Consider the following 16,372-nt stretch of genomic DNA (forward strand, 5'->3'; position numbering starts at 1 on the left):
GGCTCGCGACGGGTCGCGCCGGCTCGTGTGGTTGTGCCGGCTCGCCGAGGGTTGTGTGAGGAGCTGAGGCGGGATCGGGTGGTCTCGTCCTAAACTGAACGGATGACTGACCCCCGAAACCCCACGCCCATCGATGGCGTAGCCGAGGCCTGGGTAGACACAGTCGCCGATCTGTACCCTTCGATCGCGACTTACATCGGCCGGACCGAGCACAACGCCCGTCTGGACGACCTCAGCCTGGCCGGACACGAGCGCGCTGCGGAGGCGACCCGCGCCGCACGCGATGCCCTCGCCGCACTCGAGCCTGTCGACACGATCGACCAGGTCACCCGGACCGATCTGCTCAGCTCACTGGACCTGGACCTGGAGATCCGTGACGCCGGCTGGCACCTGCGTGATGTGAACGTCATCGCCTCGCCGGTCCAGGGCGTTCGTGAGGTGTTCGATCTCATGTCCACCGACAGTGTCGAGGACTGGTCGGTGATCTCCACTCGTCTCGCCGCTGTGGCCGATGCGCTCAGCGGCTACGAGGAGACGCTTCGCGAAGGTCTGCGTCAGGGCATCGTCCCCGCGCGTCGTCAGGTGATCGAGGCGATCGGACAGATCGATCGCATCCAGGCGGATTCCGGCTTCTTCGCCGAGTTCGCCGGCAACGCTCAGCCCGCCGAGGGACAGCTTCCCGCATCGCTCGCGCGCGAGATCGCCGACAACGCGAATGCGGCGCGCGTCGCCTACCAGGATCTCGGCCAGTTCTTCTCCCGTGACCTGCTGGCGGGCGCGAGCGAGCAGGACGCCGTGGGCCGCGACCTCTACGCCCTGATGTCGCGCTCGTTCCTCGGCGCCACGATCGATCTCGACGAGACTTACGAGTGGGGCCGTGAAGAACTCGCCCGCATGGTGGCCGAGCAGACCGCCATCGCGAACGAGATCCTGCCGGGTGCATCGGTGGAGGAGGCTGTGGCCTTCCTCGAGCAGGACGAGTCACTGAAGCTGCACGGCACGGAGGCGCTCCAGGAGTGGATGCAGCGCACGAGCGACCAGGCGGTCGCCGAGCTCGGTCGCACGCACTTCGACATCCCGGAGGAGATCCGCAAGCTCGAGTGCATGATCGCCCCGACCCAGGAGGGCGGGATATACTACACCGGTCCCACTGATGACTTCTCGCGTCCGGGTCGGATGTGGTGGTCGGTGCCCGAGGGCGTCACCACCTTCGACACGTGGCGTGAACTCACCACCGTCTATCACGAGGGCGTTCCCGGGCACCACCTGCAGATCGCGCAGGCTACGTACAACCGTGCCGAGCTCAACTCCTGGCGTCGCCTGCTGGCCGGAACGTCTGGTCACGCGGAGGGCTGGGCTCTCTATGCCGAGCGTCTCATGGAGCAGCTCGGCTACCTCAACGCGCCGGCGGATCGCCTCGGCATGCTGGATGGCCAGCGGATGCGCGCCGCGCGTGTGGTGCTGGACATCGGAGTTCACCTCGGCAAGCCGCGCCTGGACGGCACCGGCACCTGGGACGCGGACTACGCGCTGGACTTCATGCGCGCCAACGTCAACATGCCCGACGAGTTCGTCAAGTTCGAGGTGAACCGCTACCTCGGCTGGCCGGGCCAGGCACCGTCCTACAAGGTGGGCCAGCGCATCTGGGAGCAGGTGCGTGACGAGGCCGCGGCACGTGCCGGCGATGCGTTCTCCATCAAGGAGTTCCACCGCACCGCGCTCAACATGGGTGGCGTCGGTCTCGACACCCTGCGAACGGCGATTCTCGGTTCCTGACTCTGGTCGGGTGAAGCGGGCGGGATCTGCGGATCCCGCCCGCTTCGTCATTCGGGGAATGCAGCGGGCGCGACAGCGTTGTATTCACGTGGATGAAAGGAGCCCCCGTGGCTGACATCGAACTCGGTCTGGACACCTTCGGCGACATCAGCCGGGATCTGGACGGCACCCTGCTCTCCGATGCGCAGACGCTGCGCAATGTGGTGGCGCAGGCGGACCTTGCCGACAAGGTCGGTGTCGACTTCTTCGGCGTGGGGGAGCACCACCGAAAGGAGTTCGCCGTCTCGGCGCCGGAGATCGTACTGGCGACGATTGCCGGACGAACGGAGCGGATCAAGCTCGGAACCGCGGTGACGGTGCTGAGCTCCGACGATCCGGTGCGGGTTTACGAGCGCTTCGCCACACTGGATGCACTCTCGAATGGTCGCAGCGAAGTCATCCTGGGTCGGGGGAGCTTCATCGAGTCGTTCCCGCTGTTCGGCTTCGACCTCGCCGACTACGAGACGCTCTTCGAGGAGAAGCTGGAGTTGTTCTCGCGGCTGCGCGCGGAGAAGCCTGTGTCGTGGAATGGCCGCACGCGTGCGGAGCTGGTGAACGCGGACGTGTTCCCGAAGACGACGAACGGCGTTCGCGCGTGGGTCGGTGTCGGCGGCTCTCCGGAATCCGTTGTGCGAACCGCGCGATACGGATACGGTCTGATGCTCGCGATCATCGGAGGAGCGCCCGAGCGCTTCCGTCCGCTGGTCGATCTGTTCCATCACGCGGTCACCGAGTTCGGCCACGCCCCGCTGCCGGTGGGCGTGCACTCGCCGGGTCATGTGGCGGCTACCGACGCGGAGGCTCAGGAGCAGACCTACGAGGGACTCGAGGCGATGAACAACACGATCGGTGCCGAGCGCGGATGGCCGCCGTACTCGCGCGAGCGGTTCCTGCAGGAGGTGGGCCCGGACGGGTTCCAGTACATCGGCTCGCCCGACACGGTGGCGCGCAAGATCGCGCACACCATCTCAGTTCTTGGTGCGCAGCGCTTCGACATGAAGTTCGCCTCCGGAACGACGCCGCACGAGCACCTGATGACCAGCATCGAGCTGTATGGCACCGAGGTCATCCCGCGTGTGCGTGCGCTGCTCGCGGACTGAGTAGCGCAACGTCATACGGGCGCCCGCAGCTTCATCCGCGCTGCGGGCGCCCGATACGATGAGCGAATGACCTCAGCCCCCCACGAGGACGACGTTGCGACGCGTCTCGATCGGCTTCCGTTCACCCCTAAGCTCGGTCGAGTCCTCACTGGATCCGGTCTCGGATGGGCGCTCGACGCCATGGATGTGGGGCTGATCTCCTTCATCATCGCCGCGCTCGGCGTGCAGTGGCAGCTCGGCAAGGAGGAGCTGGGACTGATCAGCTCGGTCGGTTTCGTCGGCATGGCCGTGGGCGCGAGCCTCGGAGGCCTCCTGGCCGACAAGTTCGGCCGACGACAGGTGTTCGCGGTCACGCTCCTCGTCTACGGACTTGCGACCGGAGCCAGCGCTCTCGTCGGCGGACTGGCGCTGCTTCTCGTGCTGCGCTTCATCGTGGGCCTCGGACTCGGCTCCGAACTCCCCGTCGCCTCCACGTACGTCAGCGAGTTCGCCCCTGCCCGCATTCGCGGGCGAGTGGTGGTCTTCCTGGAGGCATTCTGGGCCGTCGGCTGGCTTGCTGCGGCCGTGATCGGCGTGTTCGTGGTACCGAGCTCGCCCGATGGCTGGCGGTGGGCGTTCGCCCTGGGCGCGATCCCCGCGGCCTACGCGCTGATCGTCCGCTGGGGTCTGCCGGAATCCGCGCGCTGGTTGGAATCGCGCGGTCGGCACGCGGAGGCCGATCTGATCGTTCGCCAGTTCGAAGTCTCCGCGAAGGGTCGGACGGTTCCCGTCGCGGCACTTCCGGCTCCCGCGAAGCCGCGCGAGAGCATCCGCGGCCGCCTGCGCGCGCTGTTCGCCCCGGAGTTCCGCGGTCGTACGCTGTCACTCTGGATCGTCTGGTTCTGCGTCAACTTCTCGTACTACGGGGCCTTCATCTGGATTCCGTCACTGCTGGTGGCGCAGGGATACACGCTCGTGAAGTCGTTCGAGTTCACGCTCATCATCACCCTCGCGCAGCTCCCCGGTTATGCGGTCGCCGCGTGGCTGATCGAGGTGTGGGGCCGGCGGATCACGCTGTCGGTGTTCCTGGTCGGCTCAGCCGTCTCCGCGGTGCTGTACGGCACGGCCGGCGACCCGACCGGAATCATCATCGCCGGCATGCTGCTGTCGTTCTTCAACCTCGGCGCCTGGGGCGCGCTGTATGCGGTGTCGCCCGAGACATATCCGACGTCGTTGCGCGCCACCGGCTCCGGCTGGGCTGCGGGAGTCGGACGAATCGCGTCGATCGTGGCGCCCCTGGTGGTGCCGTGGGTGCTGGGCTGGGGGAGCGTGCCGATCCTGTTCGTCGTGTTCGCGGTGTTCTTCGCGATCGCGGCTCTCGCGGCGTGGGGGCTCAGCGACCTCCGTGGGCGCGCTCTCGACAACCGCTGACGGTCGTAGGCTGGTCGGGTGACTCAGATCCGCTTCGTGGCCATCGGCGATTCCTTCACGGAAGGCGTCGGTGATGAAGACACGAACGGTGTTCCGCGCGGGTGGGCAGATCTCGTGGCACGAGGCTGGGCGCGCTCGCGCGCTGCCGACATCGAATACGCCAACCTCGCCATTCGGGGAAAGCTGGCGTGGACGGTTGTGGAGGAGCAGCTCGAACCCGCCCTCGCGCTGAAGCCCACTCACCTGTCGTTCAACGGCGGCGGAAACGACATGCTCCGCCCCGCAACCGACGTGGAGCACATCGCCGATGCGTTCTCGCGCGTGCTGCGTCGATGCGATGAGGAGGGTGTCCGCCTCATCATCCTCTCCGGCGCGAACCCCTCCGCAGGGCTCCCGCTCTCATCACTGATTCAGCGACGCGGAGATCTCCTGTCCGACGCCGTGATCTCGCGTATCGCTCACCGACCCGATGTCGTCCGCGCGCTGAACTGGCCGGATCGTGAGCTCTCTCAGCCGGGCTACTGGTCTCAGGATCGGCTGCACATGAATGCCCGAGGCCACCATCGCGTCGCGGCGCGGGTGCTGCGCGCACTCGGCGAGCAGATTCCAGGCGGGTGGTGGTCGCTTCCTGTCGAAGACACCGCGCCCGCGCTCCGCAACGCCTCCTACTACCGCGAGCACGTGCTGCCGTGGGTGAAGCGACGCCTCACCCGCACCAGTTCCGGGGATGGCCGCGCACCGAAGTTCGGTGACTGGATCACGGTGAGTCCGTCCGCCTGACGGTATCGCCTCGGCGGAGATGACAAAGCGCCGGGCGGGAGGCGCCTCTCCTCCCACCCGGCGCCGCTCGCCTGTGTCTCAGCTGCCCTGGGGGCGGAACACGGCGACGAAGATGTTGAGGACGGTAAGCGCCATGAGGACGGGGAGCACCCACCCGGCGAGCTTCGTCTTCTTGCGGTTCATCAGCGCGATCGCCACGATGGCCAGCAGAATCACGACCTTGATCGCGAGCCAGATGTGGAAGTCCGCCCCCGGCCCCCACTTCATCTCGACGATGCCGACCATGATCAGACCGGTGGCGAGCATGGTCCAGGCACCGTGCATGATAGCCGGGAGGATCGTCGTCTCACCGGTCTTCATCTTCTTCATCTGCACGAGCATGCCGCCGAGGAGACTGGCGACGCCGATGATATGCAGCGCCAGCAGAATGTTCATGAGGATGTCCATGTCTGCAGTTTAACCGACACTGTGTCGGGAAAACAGTCGACTCAGGATTCGGCGGCGATGCCGATGCCGTCGAGCACCATCCGCGTCGCCATCTCCGTGACCTCGTCTGCGGGTCGTCCCGCCGTGGCGAGTTTCATCGCGCTTCCGAGTAGGCCGTGAATGAGCGGGGCGGCTGTGCGGGCCTGCCGGCCGACGAGCGTGCGCAGGATTGCCCCGAGTGGATCATCCAGCGCTGTGTGCAGGGCGACGATGTCTGCCTGAGACTTGGGGGAGAGGGACACACCACGCAGCACCGTGGCGAGGTCGTGCTTCCCGTCGGCAGCGAGGCGGATGGTCGCCGCGATGTACGCGCGTAGCTGTTCGCGGCCGGGTGAGGCTACGGCCACCGACTCCGCGAGCTCCTTCGTCCACAGTTCGAATGCCTCACGAGCGAGGGCGACCAGCAGGTCGTCTTTCGACGGGAAGTACTCGTAGAACGTCGATCGCGCGAGGCCGCCGCGGGATGTGACCGCGCTCGGCGTCACAGCATCGATTCCGTCGCTCAGCAGCAGCTCTTCGGCCGCGGCAAGCAACGCCGCGTGTTGCGCGGTGCGATGCTCGGCGACGGTCGCGGCGGATATCTTTGGCATAGATCGATTATGCCCGCGCCCGTAATTGCGCGGCTATCGTCCTGCTCCCGCGCGTGGCGCGGGAGCAGGACTGATACTCAGTCGCGACGATGACGCGGCTTACGATCGCCGTAACCGCGGTCACCACGGTCGTCACTTCGATCGCTGTTGCCGCTCCGGCTGCCGTCACGATCGTCGCGACGGTAGCCGCCGCGACGGTCATCCCCGTCGTCGTTGCGTCGACGTCCGGGAGCGCCGCGATCCGGCTTGATCTCGATGAGCCGACCGGAGATGCGGGTGTCGCGCAGCTTGTCGAGCACGTCGGAGGAGAGGTTCGCCGGCAGCTGGACGATGGAGAAGTCGGGGCGGATGTTGATCGCACCGAAGTCGTCACGGCGCAGGCCGCCCTCGTTCGCGAGCGCGCCGACGATCTGGCGAGGCTCGACGTGGTGGCGTCGTCCGACCTCGATGCGGTACGACGCGAAGTCGCCGGCGTCGCGGGAGCGACGCGGTTCGCGGGTCCCGCGGTCGCCGCTCTCGCGCGGAGTGCGCTGCTTGCCGCGCTCCAGCGTGGCAAGCTCATCCTGGAACGCACGGTCCTCGTTCTCATCCAGCAGCAGGGGCGTCTCACCCTGCGCCACGATGGCGAGAGCCGCGGCCACGTCCACCTCGGGGACGTCGTGGTTGCGGACGTAGTGCGCGATGATGTCGCGGAAGCGCTCGACACGACCGGCGTCTTCGAGCGCGGCGGTGATCGAGTCATCGAAGCGCTCCAGGCGCGTCGAGTTGATCTCCGCGAGGCCAGGCAGCTGCATCTGGGCGGGTGCCTGACGCGTGGCACGCTCGATGTGTGCCAGGAGGTAGCGCTCGCGCGGCGTCACGAAGCTGATCGCGTCACCTGAGCGACCTGCGCGGCCCGTGCGACCGATGCGGTGCACGTACGACTCGGTGTCGGTGGGAATGTCGTAGTTGATGACGTGGCTGATGCGCTCTACGTCCAGACCACGGGCGGCGACGTCGGTGGCCACGAGGATGTCGAGCTTGCCCGACTTCAGCTGGTTGACCGTCTTCTCACGCTGGATCTGGGTGACGTCACCGCTGATCGCGGCGGCCCGGTAGCCACGGGCACGCAGCTTCTCGGCGAGGCCCTCGGTCTCGCTCTTGGTGCGGACGAAGATGATCATCGCGTCGAAGTTCTCGATCTCGAGGATGCGCGTGAGGGCGTCCACCTTGCGCTGCCACGAGGTGATCAGGTAGCGCTGCGTGATGTTCGTGTTCGTGGTCGTCTTGCCGGCGATCGTGATCTCACGCGGCTCGTTCAGGTACTTCTGCGACATCCGGCGGATCTGCGGCGGCATCGTCGCGGAGAACAGCGCGACCTGCTTGGTGTCGGGGGTGTCGGCGAGGATCGTCTCGACGTCCTCGGCAAAGCCCATCTTGAGCATCTCGTCGGCCTCGTCGAGCACGAGGTAGCGCAGCTCCGACAGGTCCAGGGTCCCCTTGGCGAGGTGGTCCATGACGCGACCGGGGGTACCGACGACCACCTGCACGCCGCGGCGGAGGGCGGAGAGCTGAACGCCGTAGCCCTGACCGCCGTAGACGGCGAGAACGTGGACGCCCTTCATGCGCGCCGCGTAGCTCTCGAACGCCTCGGCCACCTGCAGCGCCAACTCGCGCGTGGGAGCCAGCACGAGGATCTGCGGCGTCTTCTGGGCCGGGTCGAGGTTCTGGAGGGCCGGGAGCGCGAAGGCGGCGGTCTTGCCCGTGCCGGTCTGGGCCATGCCGACGACGTCGTGGCCCTCCAACAGCACCGGGATGGTGGCGGCCTGGATCTGTGAGGGGCGCTCATAGCCAAGGTCGCGGATGGCATGCAGCACGGGGCCGTCGAGGCCGAGGTCGGCGAAGGTCGGAAGAATCTCGCCCTCGGTGTCGGGCGTGGATTCGGTCGTGGGGGTGTCAGACGTCACCAGCCGACTTTACCGGCTTTTCCAGGGAATTGCGGGGGAACGCGGATGGGCCGTCGCCCGCGGGTGCGTGACGACGGCCCATCCGATGTCTTTCAGGCGTCCAGGACCTCCGCGAGGAGTACCCGTCGACCCTGCTCGGCGGAGAGAACCGCGGCTTCCACCATCGCCAAGCTCACGATGTTCGCGTGCACCTCGGTGTCCGGGGTGCGTCCGGTGCGCACGGCATCGACGAAGTCCGCGAGCGCACCGGCGATCTCCTCGCCCTCGGCGCCTGAGACCGGGGCGGGTTCGGTGGGACCGGTCAGCTCGGGCTCGCCCTCGCCATCCCATGTCGCCGTGCCGTGCTGTCCGCTGACGAACCAGGAGCCGTTCCAGGTGGTCTCCTCGCCGGGCGCACACCAGCTGCCGTCATAGGTGTAGGTGCTGCCATCCGCGAACTCGAACACGACGACGGCGTTGCCTCCGTGCGCGAACCAGCTCCACGGCGGGTTCGACTCGACGCAGAACACGGAGACCGGATCGCGGCCGGTGAGGTATCGCACCGCATCGAACGCGTGGATGGCCATGTCCACGAGCAGGACGTGCCGCATCTCCTCGCGGAACCCGCCGAAGTGCGGAGCCTTGAAGAAGCGTGTGGACACTGCCCCGATCGGGCCCAGCGTGCGGATCTGTTCGCGGAATCGCGTCAGCGCCCGGTAATACCGCCGGGACTGACTGGTCATCAGCAGCCGACCCGTCTGCTTGGCCACTCGCGCCTGCTCGCGCGCATCGGCCACCGTCGGCGCGATTGGCTTCTCGCACAGCACGGGCAGCCCGGCTCGAAGCGCCGTGATGTTGACCGCGGAGTGTGCGACCGGCACCGTGACGTCGACCACGGCGTCCGGTGAGGTCCGCTCAATCGCCTCCTCCAGCGAGTCCGTGATCAGGGTGTTCGCGATGCCGTGATCTGCTGCCGCCTGCTCGGCGGCCGCGGTGTTGAGATCAACCAGGGCCACCAGCTCCACGTCCGCGTTCTCGGCGATCGTGCGCAGCCACGCGCGTCCCATCGCACCGGCACCGACCTGGATCACCCGGAGAGGTTGAGCACTCATCGTGTCATCGCTCCGCGGTAGCCCTGTCCGTTCCAGAAGTCCTCGCTCTCGTACCGCAGCAGCACGGGGATCTCGCGCTCGGGGCGGAGCGTCTGGGCCCACTGCACTCCGTTCGCGATCACCCGCCGCACGTGCTCGTGGAAGTACACGGGGTAGTCCTGGTCGCCCGGGGAGAAGTAGAAGATCTTCCCGTGGCCGCGTCGATAGGTCATTCCACTCCGGAAGACCTCTCCGCCCGAGAACGTGGACAGGAACACCAGCTCGTCCGGCGCCGGCACATCGAAGAACTCGCCGTACATCTCCTGCTCCGGGATGATGAACGGGTGCGGCACGCCCTGCGCGATCGGGTGGGTCGGATCGACGGTCCACACGATCTCGCGATCGTGCTTGGAGCGCCACCGCAGCGTGCAGGTGGTCCCCATCAGCTTCTGGAAGATCTTCGACCAGTGACCGGAGTGGAGGACCACGAGCCCCATGCCCTCCAGCACGTGGCGGTGCACGCGGTCCACCACCTCGTCAGCGACCTCGGAGTGAGCGGCGTGACCCCACCAGACCAGCACGTCCGTTCCGGCCAGGACTTCTTCCGTGAGGCCGTGCTCGGGGTCATCGAGGGTGACCGTGGTGACCGTGGCCGCGTCGCGGAGGTTCTCGCGGATGCCGTCGGCGACGGCGCCGTGTATCCCGTCGGGGTAGCGCTCGGCCACCTCCGGCTCGAGCTGTTCGTGACGGTTCTCTCCCCAGACGAGGACGCGGACGGGGCGGTTGTTGTCAGTCATGACGGGTGTTTTCTCTTTCACTTCACGGCACCGCCGGCGGCACCGGCGGCGACGAACTTCTGGGCGAGGACGAGGAGCAGGATGGCGGGGATGGAAGACAGGACGGCTGTCGCCATGACGGCACCCCAGTTGGCCACCTGCGTTCCGAGATAGGTGTAAATGCCGAGTGTGACCGGACGCACCTCCTCCGTCGTGGTCAGCGTGAGGGCGAACAGGAAATCACTCCACGAGAACAGGAAGGAGAACAGCGCCGCGGTGATCACGCCATTGCGGGCTACGGGCAGCACGATCGAGACGAATGCGCGCCACAGACCGGCGCCGTCTACGCGAGCCGCCTCCACGATCGATGTGGGGACCGCGGCCATCGCGGTGCGCAGGATGAGGATCGCGAAGGGGATCGCGGTGGTGGAATCGGCCAGGATCAGCCCGACGATGGAGTTCAGCATTCCGAGATCGTTGTACGCGGTGTAGAGCGCGTTGGCGATCACGATGTGCGGGATCATCTGCGAGACCAAGATCGCCAGCAGGACGCCATCCACCCAGCGCCCGCGGAACTGCGCGAGCGCGTAGGCCGCGGGGGCCGCGATCGCGAGACTCACGACCACCACTCCGAGTGAGATGACCAGGCTGGTGAGCAGGTTCACGCCCTGGTCACGAATGGCGATGGCGTAACCGTCGAGGCTCGGCTGGGTGGGGAAGAACTCGCTGTTGAGCGTGTTGCCGGACGGCTGGAACGACATGTTGATCATCCAGTAGACCGGGAACAGCATGACGGCGAGGATCACGACGCCGATGGCGGTGTAGATCCACGAGCGCGCGGATCGAGGCGCGCGGGTGCGACGACGCGCTGGCAGCACCACGCGGGACGTGGCGGCGGACATCACGGACATGACGACGCTCCTTACTCGTCCACCGGGCGACGCGAGGCCCGGAGGTAGATGACGGCGAAGACGAGCGAGATGACGATCAGGATGTTGCTGAACGCCGCTCCCACACCGAAATCGAAGTTGACGAACGTCTCCTGGTACGAGCGCACCGCGATGGTCTGGGTGGCGTTCGCCGGTCCGCCGTTGGTGAGACCGAGGATGATGTCCAGCACCTTGATGGTGTAGACGACCCCGAGCACCAGAACGACGCTCAGCACAGGGCGGAGGTTCGGCAGGGTGATGTGCCAGAAGGCCTTCCACTTCGTGGCGCCGTCCAGGGCGGCCGCTTCGTACAGCTCCTCGGGGATGTCCTGGAGCCCTCCGTAGAGGATCGTGACGTTGAACGGGATCCCGATCCAGATGTTGACCATGATCACGGCGATCAGAGCGAAGTGGGTGCTCGTCAGCCAGGGCACAGCTTCCAGCCCCACAGCAGAGAGTGCCTGGTTGAGGACTCCGCTGTCCTTGTCGAGGATCGATCGCCAGACGGCACTGGAGACGATCAGGGGGAGCAGCCACGGCAGCAGGAGCAGTGATCGCAGCAGCCCCGACAACGGGAAGCGGCGCTTGAAAAACGTCGCCAGCGCGAGTCCGATGATCAGCTGCCCGACGATGGATCCGGCCGTGAACAGCAGGGTGTTCCAGAGTGCCGGCCCGAAGAGCTGGCTCGACATCGCGGTCACATAGTTCGTGACGCCGACCCACGGAGCCTCGCCGGTGAAGAACGTCTTCTGGGTGTAGTCCTGGAAGCTCATCGTGATGTTCTTGATGACCGGATAACCGAAGAACAGCACGAGGTACAGCACCGCCGGAGCGATGAACAGCAGTTGCGCGAGGCGTTCACCCCGCAGTGCGCCGCGCTGGCGCGTTCGCACTGCGGGCAGTGTTGTGCTCGTCATCGGACGCTCAACCAGCCGCGGCCTGCGCGAAGGCGTCCTCGGCACTCGCCTGTCCGGTGAGGGCGAGCTGGATCGCGGTGTAGATCTGCGTTGCGGCCTCGGGCCACTCCTCACCCAGCTTGCCGGTACGAGAGCGGGCGTTTTCGACCTGGGTGGCGAAGGCCGTCATCGTCGGCATCTCGGCGACGTAGTCCGCGGCAAGACTCGTGCGCACGGGCACCGTGAAGCGCTGGGTACCGAGCTTCAGCTCCGTGTCGTCGGTGGTGAGGCATTCGACCAGCTTCGCCGCGTTCGCCTGCTTCGCCTTGTCTCCGGTCTGCGGGATGGTCCAGAGCTCGCCACCGAGCGGGGCGATCGGCGTCTGGCCGGCGGTGTTGACTGGCACCTGCACGCTGCCCCACTCCAGATCGCTCTCCGCATCCAGCGACGGGATCTGCCAGGGGCCGTTGACCATCATCGCGGCCTTGCCCGCCACGAACTGGTCTTTCACGTCCCCCTGCGACCAGTTGATGACGCTGTCGGAGGCCGAACCGGCATCCACCAGGTCCACCCAGAGTTGAAGGGCCTCGGCCACCTCGGGCGAAGTGAGGTCCGTCTCATCTCCGCCATTGGTCCACATGAAGGGAAGGAACTGCCACGATCCCTCATAGGTCGCGATGGCCGAGAACGCGACACCGTACTGGTCGCCGGACGTGAGGGCGGCGGCTGCCGTCTTCAGCTCTTCCCAGGTGGTGGGAGGAGTGATGCCCTTCTCGTCGAGCAACTTCTTGTTGTAGAAGAGGCCGAGGGTGTTCGCCGTGGGCGCCAGTCCGTAGAGCTCGCCCTCGTAGGTTCCGGCATCGACCATGCCCTGAGCGGAACCCGCAGCGTCCAGCCCCAGATCGCTGAAGGGTGTGAGACCACCGGTGGCCGCGATCTGCTGTACGTCGGGGTTGTCGAGCATCAGCACGTCGGGCAGGGTCTTGCTGGACGCCTGCTGCAGCACCTTCTGAATCAGGTCCTTGCCCGGCACCGTGGTGCGCTTGACCGTGATGTCGAGGGAGGCGGCGCACTCGTCGATGACGTCGCCGATCATCGTCTTGTCCGGCTCGTTGTTGTAGTAGTCCATCACCGTGATGGTGTCGGCGTCTCCGCCGCTGCTGGACGTGCCGCCGCTACAGCTCGCCAGGGCGAGCGGGAAGGCGAGAATCGCGGCGGATGCGATTGCTGTGGACTTCTTCATCACGGGCTCCTTTGCCGATATGGATGGTGCGGTAAACCGGTTAACTCCGATCACTGGTAACGAGTGTGGCGATTTGCTCCGACAAAGTCAACCCCCCAGTTAATCGCTTAAACGCCGTCGGCAGAAGTAGGGCATGATGGGGGAGCGGCCCACCCGACCGCACATGTAGGCAGGAGAGATCCATGGCGACCAACGCGGTGACCATGCGTGACGTCGCACGCCTGGCCGGAGTGTCGGTCGCAACCGTGTCCTTCGTCATCAACGGCTCCAAGCCCGTGACCGAGGAGACACGTCAACGGGTGGAGCGCGCGATGGCCGAAGCCGGGTATCGCCGCAACGTCATCGCGCGGGCTCTTGCCTCCAAGCGCACACGAGTGATCGGACTGCTCTACCCGACGGCGCAGCGCGCGGTTCAAGGATCCGCCTTCCAGTTCTTCACCAGTGCGGCTGCCCAGGCGCAGGTGCAGGGATACACGCTCGTCGTGTCGCCCACGGTGGGTTCAGATGCCGAGCTCGGTGAGCTGACCGGGGCCGGTCTCATCGAGGGACTGGTGGTGATGGAGGTCCACGCGGATGACGCGCGCGTGGCGTACCTGCGGGCGCAGGGCGTGCCGTTCGCTCTCGTCGGACGCACAGCCGACGTCACGGGAATCGCGTATGTCGATATCGACTTCGACGAGACGGTTACTGATGCCCTCGCCCGACTGCAGGCGCTCGGGCATCGGGACGTGCTGCTGCTGGACACCGTGACCGATCCCGAGGATGTCGGCGGCTACGCCCCACCGCTCCGAGTGCGAAGCGCGTTCGGGAGGATCGGTGCGGAACGGGGGATGCGCACCGCGGCGTTCGGCGCGGCCCGCACCGCGGACGCTGGGTTCGCTGCGGCCGGGCGACTGGTGGCGCAGCACCCCCGGGTGACCGCCGTGCTCGTGCATGACGAGCTTCTGGCGGCGGGATTCGTCGCGGGCCTGCGCGCGCTGGGTGTGCGCGTTCCTGAGGATCTCTCCGTCGGCCTGATCGACTCGACGCCGGAGATCGCCTCCATGATCGACCCCCGCCTGGATGTCTGGGCTGTCCCCGGCGAGGAGCTCGGACGTGAAGGCGTGGCGGCGTTGATCGATGTCCTCGAGCGGGGGAGCGTCGCGCCGAGCGCACAGAACCTCGTGGCGTGCCGGCATGTGGCGGGGGCCTCGCTCGCAGCTCCGCGCGTGGGCGTGCTGCACCAGCCCGGGGCTCGCTGACTCGGCGGCGCCGGGGAGTGTGGCGTGACATGGGCAAGCGGAAGTCACCGGAGCAGATCGCGGACGAGCAGCGTCGGTATGCGCTCGCGAGCGGCGCTCACACGATGGCGGAGTTCGAGATTCTCCTCGCGGATCCGAACCAGGCCGTCAGGGCAGTCGCCGCCGCAAACCCTGATGCCGACGATGCCGTGCTGGCTCGGTTTGCGCGAGATCGATTCTGGGGCGCTCGCATCGAGGTGGCCTCGCACCCGAACGCGTCGCGGAGCACTCTGCTGAGTCTGCTGGAAGCTGATCCGCGTAAGCGCGGTGCGGTTCACCATGCTGCTCGGGAGCGCCTGGAGTCCGAGGGGGTCAGGTTCGATGAGGCTGGGCTTCCCGTCGACGACTCCTGAGCGCCGGCGGAGTGCGCGATGAGCAACCGGAATTCGCCCGAGCGGGCGGCCAAAGCGCAGCGCCAGGAGCATGGCTCCTCGCCGAGGGTTGAGGATCCTCGCGCCGCCCGGATCCTCATCACGGGGATGTCGGGGACCGGCAAGAGCACCGTGCTCACGCAGCTAGCTGAACGCGGCCATCACACTGTCGACACGGATTACGACGGTTGGGTGCTCTCCGATGGGAAGTGGGACGAGGCGCGTATGGCCCGTCTGCTCGCGTCCGCTCGTGCGGTCGTCGTGTCGGGAACGGTCGAGAATCAGGGACGATTCTACGATCGCTTCGATGCTGTGGTGCTGCTGAGCGCTCCGGTGGAGGTCCTGATCGATCGGGTGATGCGCAGGTCCAACAATCCGTATGGACGATCCGCGAGCGATCAGGCCGCGATCCGTCGGCACGTCGCGGAGATCGAGCCCCTCCTTCGCGCCGGTGCTGATCTTGAACTCGATGCGCGGCTCCCGGTCGAAGCGCTCGTGGCGGTCGTCGAGGAGCTCCTCCGCAGCCCGGAAATCAGGCCGGGGTGAGCTCACCCAGAAGGGTGACGACCCGGGTGATTCTGAACCCACCGTCGTGATCACATTTCTCTGCGCACGGACACCTGAATCCGGCGGTCCAGCTCGTCCAACTCGGCAAACGTCTCGGATGCGTCCCGCACCCGATCCTTCTTTCGTCCGGTGATCTCCTCGATGAGTTTCGGCCATCGCCACTCACCTGTCGTCTGCTGCGGCGGCGACGCGTGCGATTTCGTCCAGGAACGTGCGCACGACCGGTGTTTCGTTGTCCGCTCGCCAGACGACGCCGACCTCCCACCTGACGTACTCGCCGCTCAGGTGATGCATCGTCACGCGTGCGGGCGCGATGTTCCGAGAACTCTCCGGGACGACTGCCGCTCCGACACCGGCCGCGACCAGCGCGAGCACTGTCTGCAGGTCGTCCGCCTCCTGAATAGCCTTCGACGCGGAGCCGATACGCACCAGGTATCGATTCACCTGCGCGGTGAGGCCTGGTCCGCGCGCCGGGCGCAACGCGACGCGTGGGTGCTCGTGGAGCCAATGCGCTGGATCCGAGCTCACGGGCGGAGCGTCCCATGACGGCGGGCACGCGATGACCAGCCGGTCCGATAGCACCGGTGCGGCACGGAGGTCGTCGGGTGCGGGCAGCCGCACGAATCCAACGTCGAGCTCGCCGCTGCGAACGTCCTCCACCTGCCTCGCAGAGGACATGTCCTCCAGCCGCACCGTCACGCCCGGCAGTGCCGCGCGGAACGCGGCGACTGCCCGGGGTGCGATGGCGATGCTCGACAGCCCGAATGCCACCGTCAGATGCCCTGCATCGCCGCGCGCCATCCGTCGCATCCGCTCGTCCAGCCGATCTGCGAGAGCGACCAGGGTGCGCGCATCCTCGAGGAGAGCTGAACCCGCCGAAGTCAGCGCAGCGCCCTGGCGACCCCGCCGAAACAGCGGGGCGCCAACAAGGGACTCCAGCTGCTGAATCTGCTTGGTGAATGCCGGTTGGGTGATCGACAACTCCGCTGCGGCTTCGCTGAACGTCGACCGATCGGCCGCGACGACGAGCGCCCGCAGCAATCTCAGTTCCATTCCCTCAGGCTATACAACATAAACCATCATTCAATAGACGCTATGAGTCGCGCCGCCTTG

16 protein-coding genes are annotated in these 16,372 nt (G+C 66.7%); 7 read left to right on the forward strand and 9 right to left on the reverse strand.

Annotated features, from left to right (window positions below; translation table 11 throughout):
- The first annotated feature begins 102 nt into the window (after positions 1-102).
- From ACI3KU_RS12100 to ACI3KU_RS12115, 4 genes are all read left to right on the forward strand, one after another.
- Positions 103-1,776 carry a DUF885 domain-containing protein gene (locus tag ACI3KU_RS12100; protein WP_404922549.1) on the forward strand — a complete coding sequence of 558 codons (1,674 nt, stop codon included), beginning with the start codon at positions 103-105 and terminating at the stop codon, positions 1,774-1,776.
- A 92-nt stretch (positions 1,777-1,868) separates the two neighbouring features.
- Positions 1,869-2,915, forward strand: a complete 1,047-nt coding sequence (locus tag ACI3KU_RS12105) for an LLM class flavin-dependent oxidoreductase (protein WP_404922550.1) — start codon at positions 1,869-1,871, stop codon at positions 2,913-2,915.
- 66 nt (positions 2,916-2,981) lie between these two features.
- Entirely contained in the window at positions 2,982-4,325 is a 1,344-nt protein-coding gene (locus tag ACI3KU_RS12110) for an MFS transporter (RefSeq protein WP_404922551.1), read from the forward strand.
- Between the two features lie 18 nt (positions 4,326-4,343).
- On the forward strand, positions 4,344-5,105 hold the full coding sequence (locus tag ACI3KU_RS12115; protein WP_404922552.1) for an SGNH/GDSL hydrolase family protein: 762 nt from the start codon (positions 4,344-4,346) through the stop codon (positions 5,103-5,105).
- Between the two features lie 78 nt (positions 5,106-5,183).
- On the opposite strand, the gene ACI3KU_RS12120 is transcribed toward ACI3KU_RS12115, so the two are convergent.
- The 8 genes from ACI3KU_RS12120 to ACI3KU_RS12155 form a co-directional block, all read right to left on the reverse strand.
- Positions 5,184-5,552, reverse strand: a complete 369-nt coding sequence (locus tag ACI3KU_RS12120) for a hypothetical protein (RefSeq protein ID WP_404922553.1) — start codon at positions 5,550-5,552, stop codon at positions 5,184-5,186.
- Between the two features lie 41 nt (positions 5,553-5,593).
- Positions 5,594-6,181: a TetR/AcrR family transcriptional regulator gene (locus ACI3KU_RS12125; protein ID WP_404922554.1), complete on the reverse strand. Its 588-nt coding sequence runs from the start codon at positions 6,179-6,181 to the stop codon at positions 5,594-5,596.
- Positions 6,182-6,258: 77 nt separating this feature from the next.
- Positions 6,259-8,127: a DEAD/DEAH box helicase gene (locus ACI3KU_RS12130; RefSeq protein WP_404922555.1), complete on the reverse strand. Its 1,869-nt coding sequence runs from the start codon at positions 8,125-8,127 to the stop codon at positions 6,259-6,261.
- Between the two features lie 92 nt (positions 8,128-8,219).
- Positions 8,220-9,218, reverse strand: a complete 999-nt coding sequence (locus ACI3KU_RS12135; RefSeq protein ID WP_404922556.1) for a Gfo/Idh/MocA family protein — start codon at positions 9,216-9,218, stop codon at positions 8,220-8,222.
- Positions 9,215-9,994: a ThuA domain-containing protein gene (locus ACI3KU_RS12140; RefSeq protein ID WP_404922557.1), complete on the reverse strand. Its 780-nt coding sequence runs from the start codon at positions 9,992-9,994 to the stop codon at positions 9,215-9,217. The genes ACI3KU_RS12135 and ACI3KU_RS12140 overlap by 4 nt, the downstream gene beginning before the upstream one ends.
- 17 nt (positions 9,995-10,011) lie before the next feature.
- A complete protein-coding gene (locus ACI3KU_RS12145) occupies positions 10,012-10,875 on the reverse strand; it encodes a carbohydrate ABC transporter permease (protein WP_404922594.1) in 864 nt (287 codons plus the stop codon).
- Positions 10,876-10,895: 20 nt separating this feature from the next.
- Positions 10,896-11,819, reverse strand: coding sequence for a carbohydrate ABC transporter permease (locus ACI3KU_RS12150; RefSeq protein WP_404922558.1), 924 nt, complete (start codon positions 11,817-11,819; stop codon positions 10,896-10,898).
- Between the two features lie 7 nt (positions 11,820-11,826).
- Positions 11,827-13,041: an extracellular solute-binding protein gene (locus ACI3KU_RS12155; RefSeq protein WP_404922559.1), complete on the reverse strand. Its 1,215-nt coding sequence runs from the start codon at positions 13,039-13,041 to the stop codon at positions 11,827-11,829.
- 182 nt (positions 13,042-13,223) lie between these two features.
- Here ACI3KU_RS12155 and ACI3KU_RS12160 point away from each other — a divergent pair, with 182 nt between their 5' ends.
- Genes ACI3KU_RS12160 through ACI3KU_RS12170 form a run of 3 tightly spaced genes read left to right on the forward strand, consistent with a single transcriptional unit; the run spans position 13,224 to position 15,238 of the window.
- Complete coding sequence (locus ACI3KU_RS12160) at positions 13,224-14,282, forward strand: LacI family DNA-binding transcriptional regulator (RefSeq protein ID WP_404922560.1); 1,059 nt, start codon at positions 13,224-13,226, stop codon at positions 14,280-14,282.
- Positions 14,283-14,311: 29 nt separating this feature from the next.
- Positions 14,312-14,674, forward strand: a complete 363-nt coding sequence (locus ACI3KU_RS12165; RefSeq protein WP_404922561.1) for a hypothetical protein — start codon at positions 14,312-14,314, stop codon at positions 14,672-14,674.
- An 18-nt stretch (positions 14,675-14,692) separates the two neighbouring features.
- On the forward strand, positions 14,693-15,238 hold the full coding sequence (locus tag ACI3KU_RS12170) for an AAA family ATPase (protein WP_404922562.1): 546 nt from the start codon (positions 14,693-14,695) through the stop codon (positions 15,236-15,238).
- A gap of 183 nt (positions 15,239-15,421) precedes the next feature.
- Here the strand turns inward: ACI3KU_RS12170 and ACI3KU_RS12175 are convergent, their stop codons facing one another.
- Positions 15,422-16,312, reverse strand: coding sequence for a LysR family transcriptional regulator (locus ACI3KU_RS12175; RefSeq protein WP_404922563.1), 891 nt, complete (start codon positions 16,310-16,312; stop codon positions 15,422-15,424).
- Positions 16,313-16,372: the final 60 nt, after the last annotated feature.

Origin of the sequence: Microbacterium sp. ZW T5_56 (assembly GCF_044987425.1) — a bacterium.
Lineage (GTDB): Bacteria > Actinomycetota > Actinomycetes > Actinomycetales > Microbacteriaceae > Microbacterium.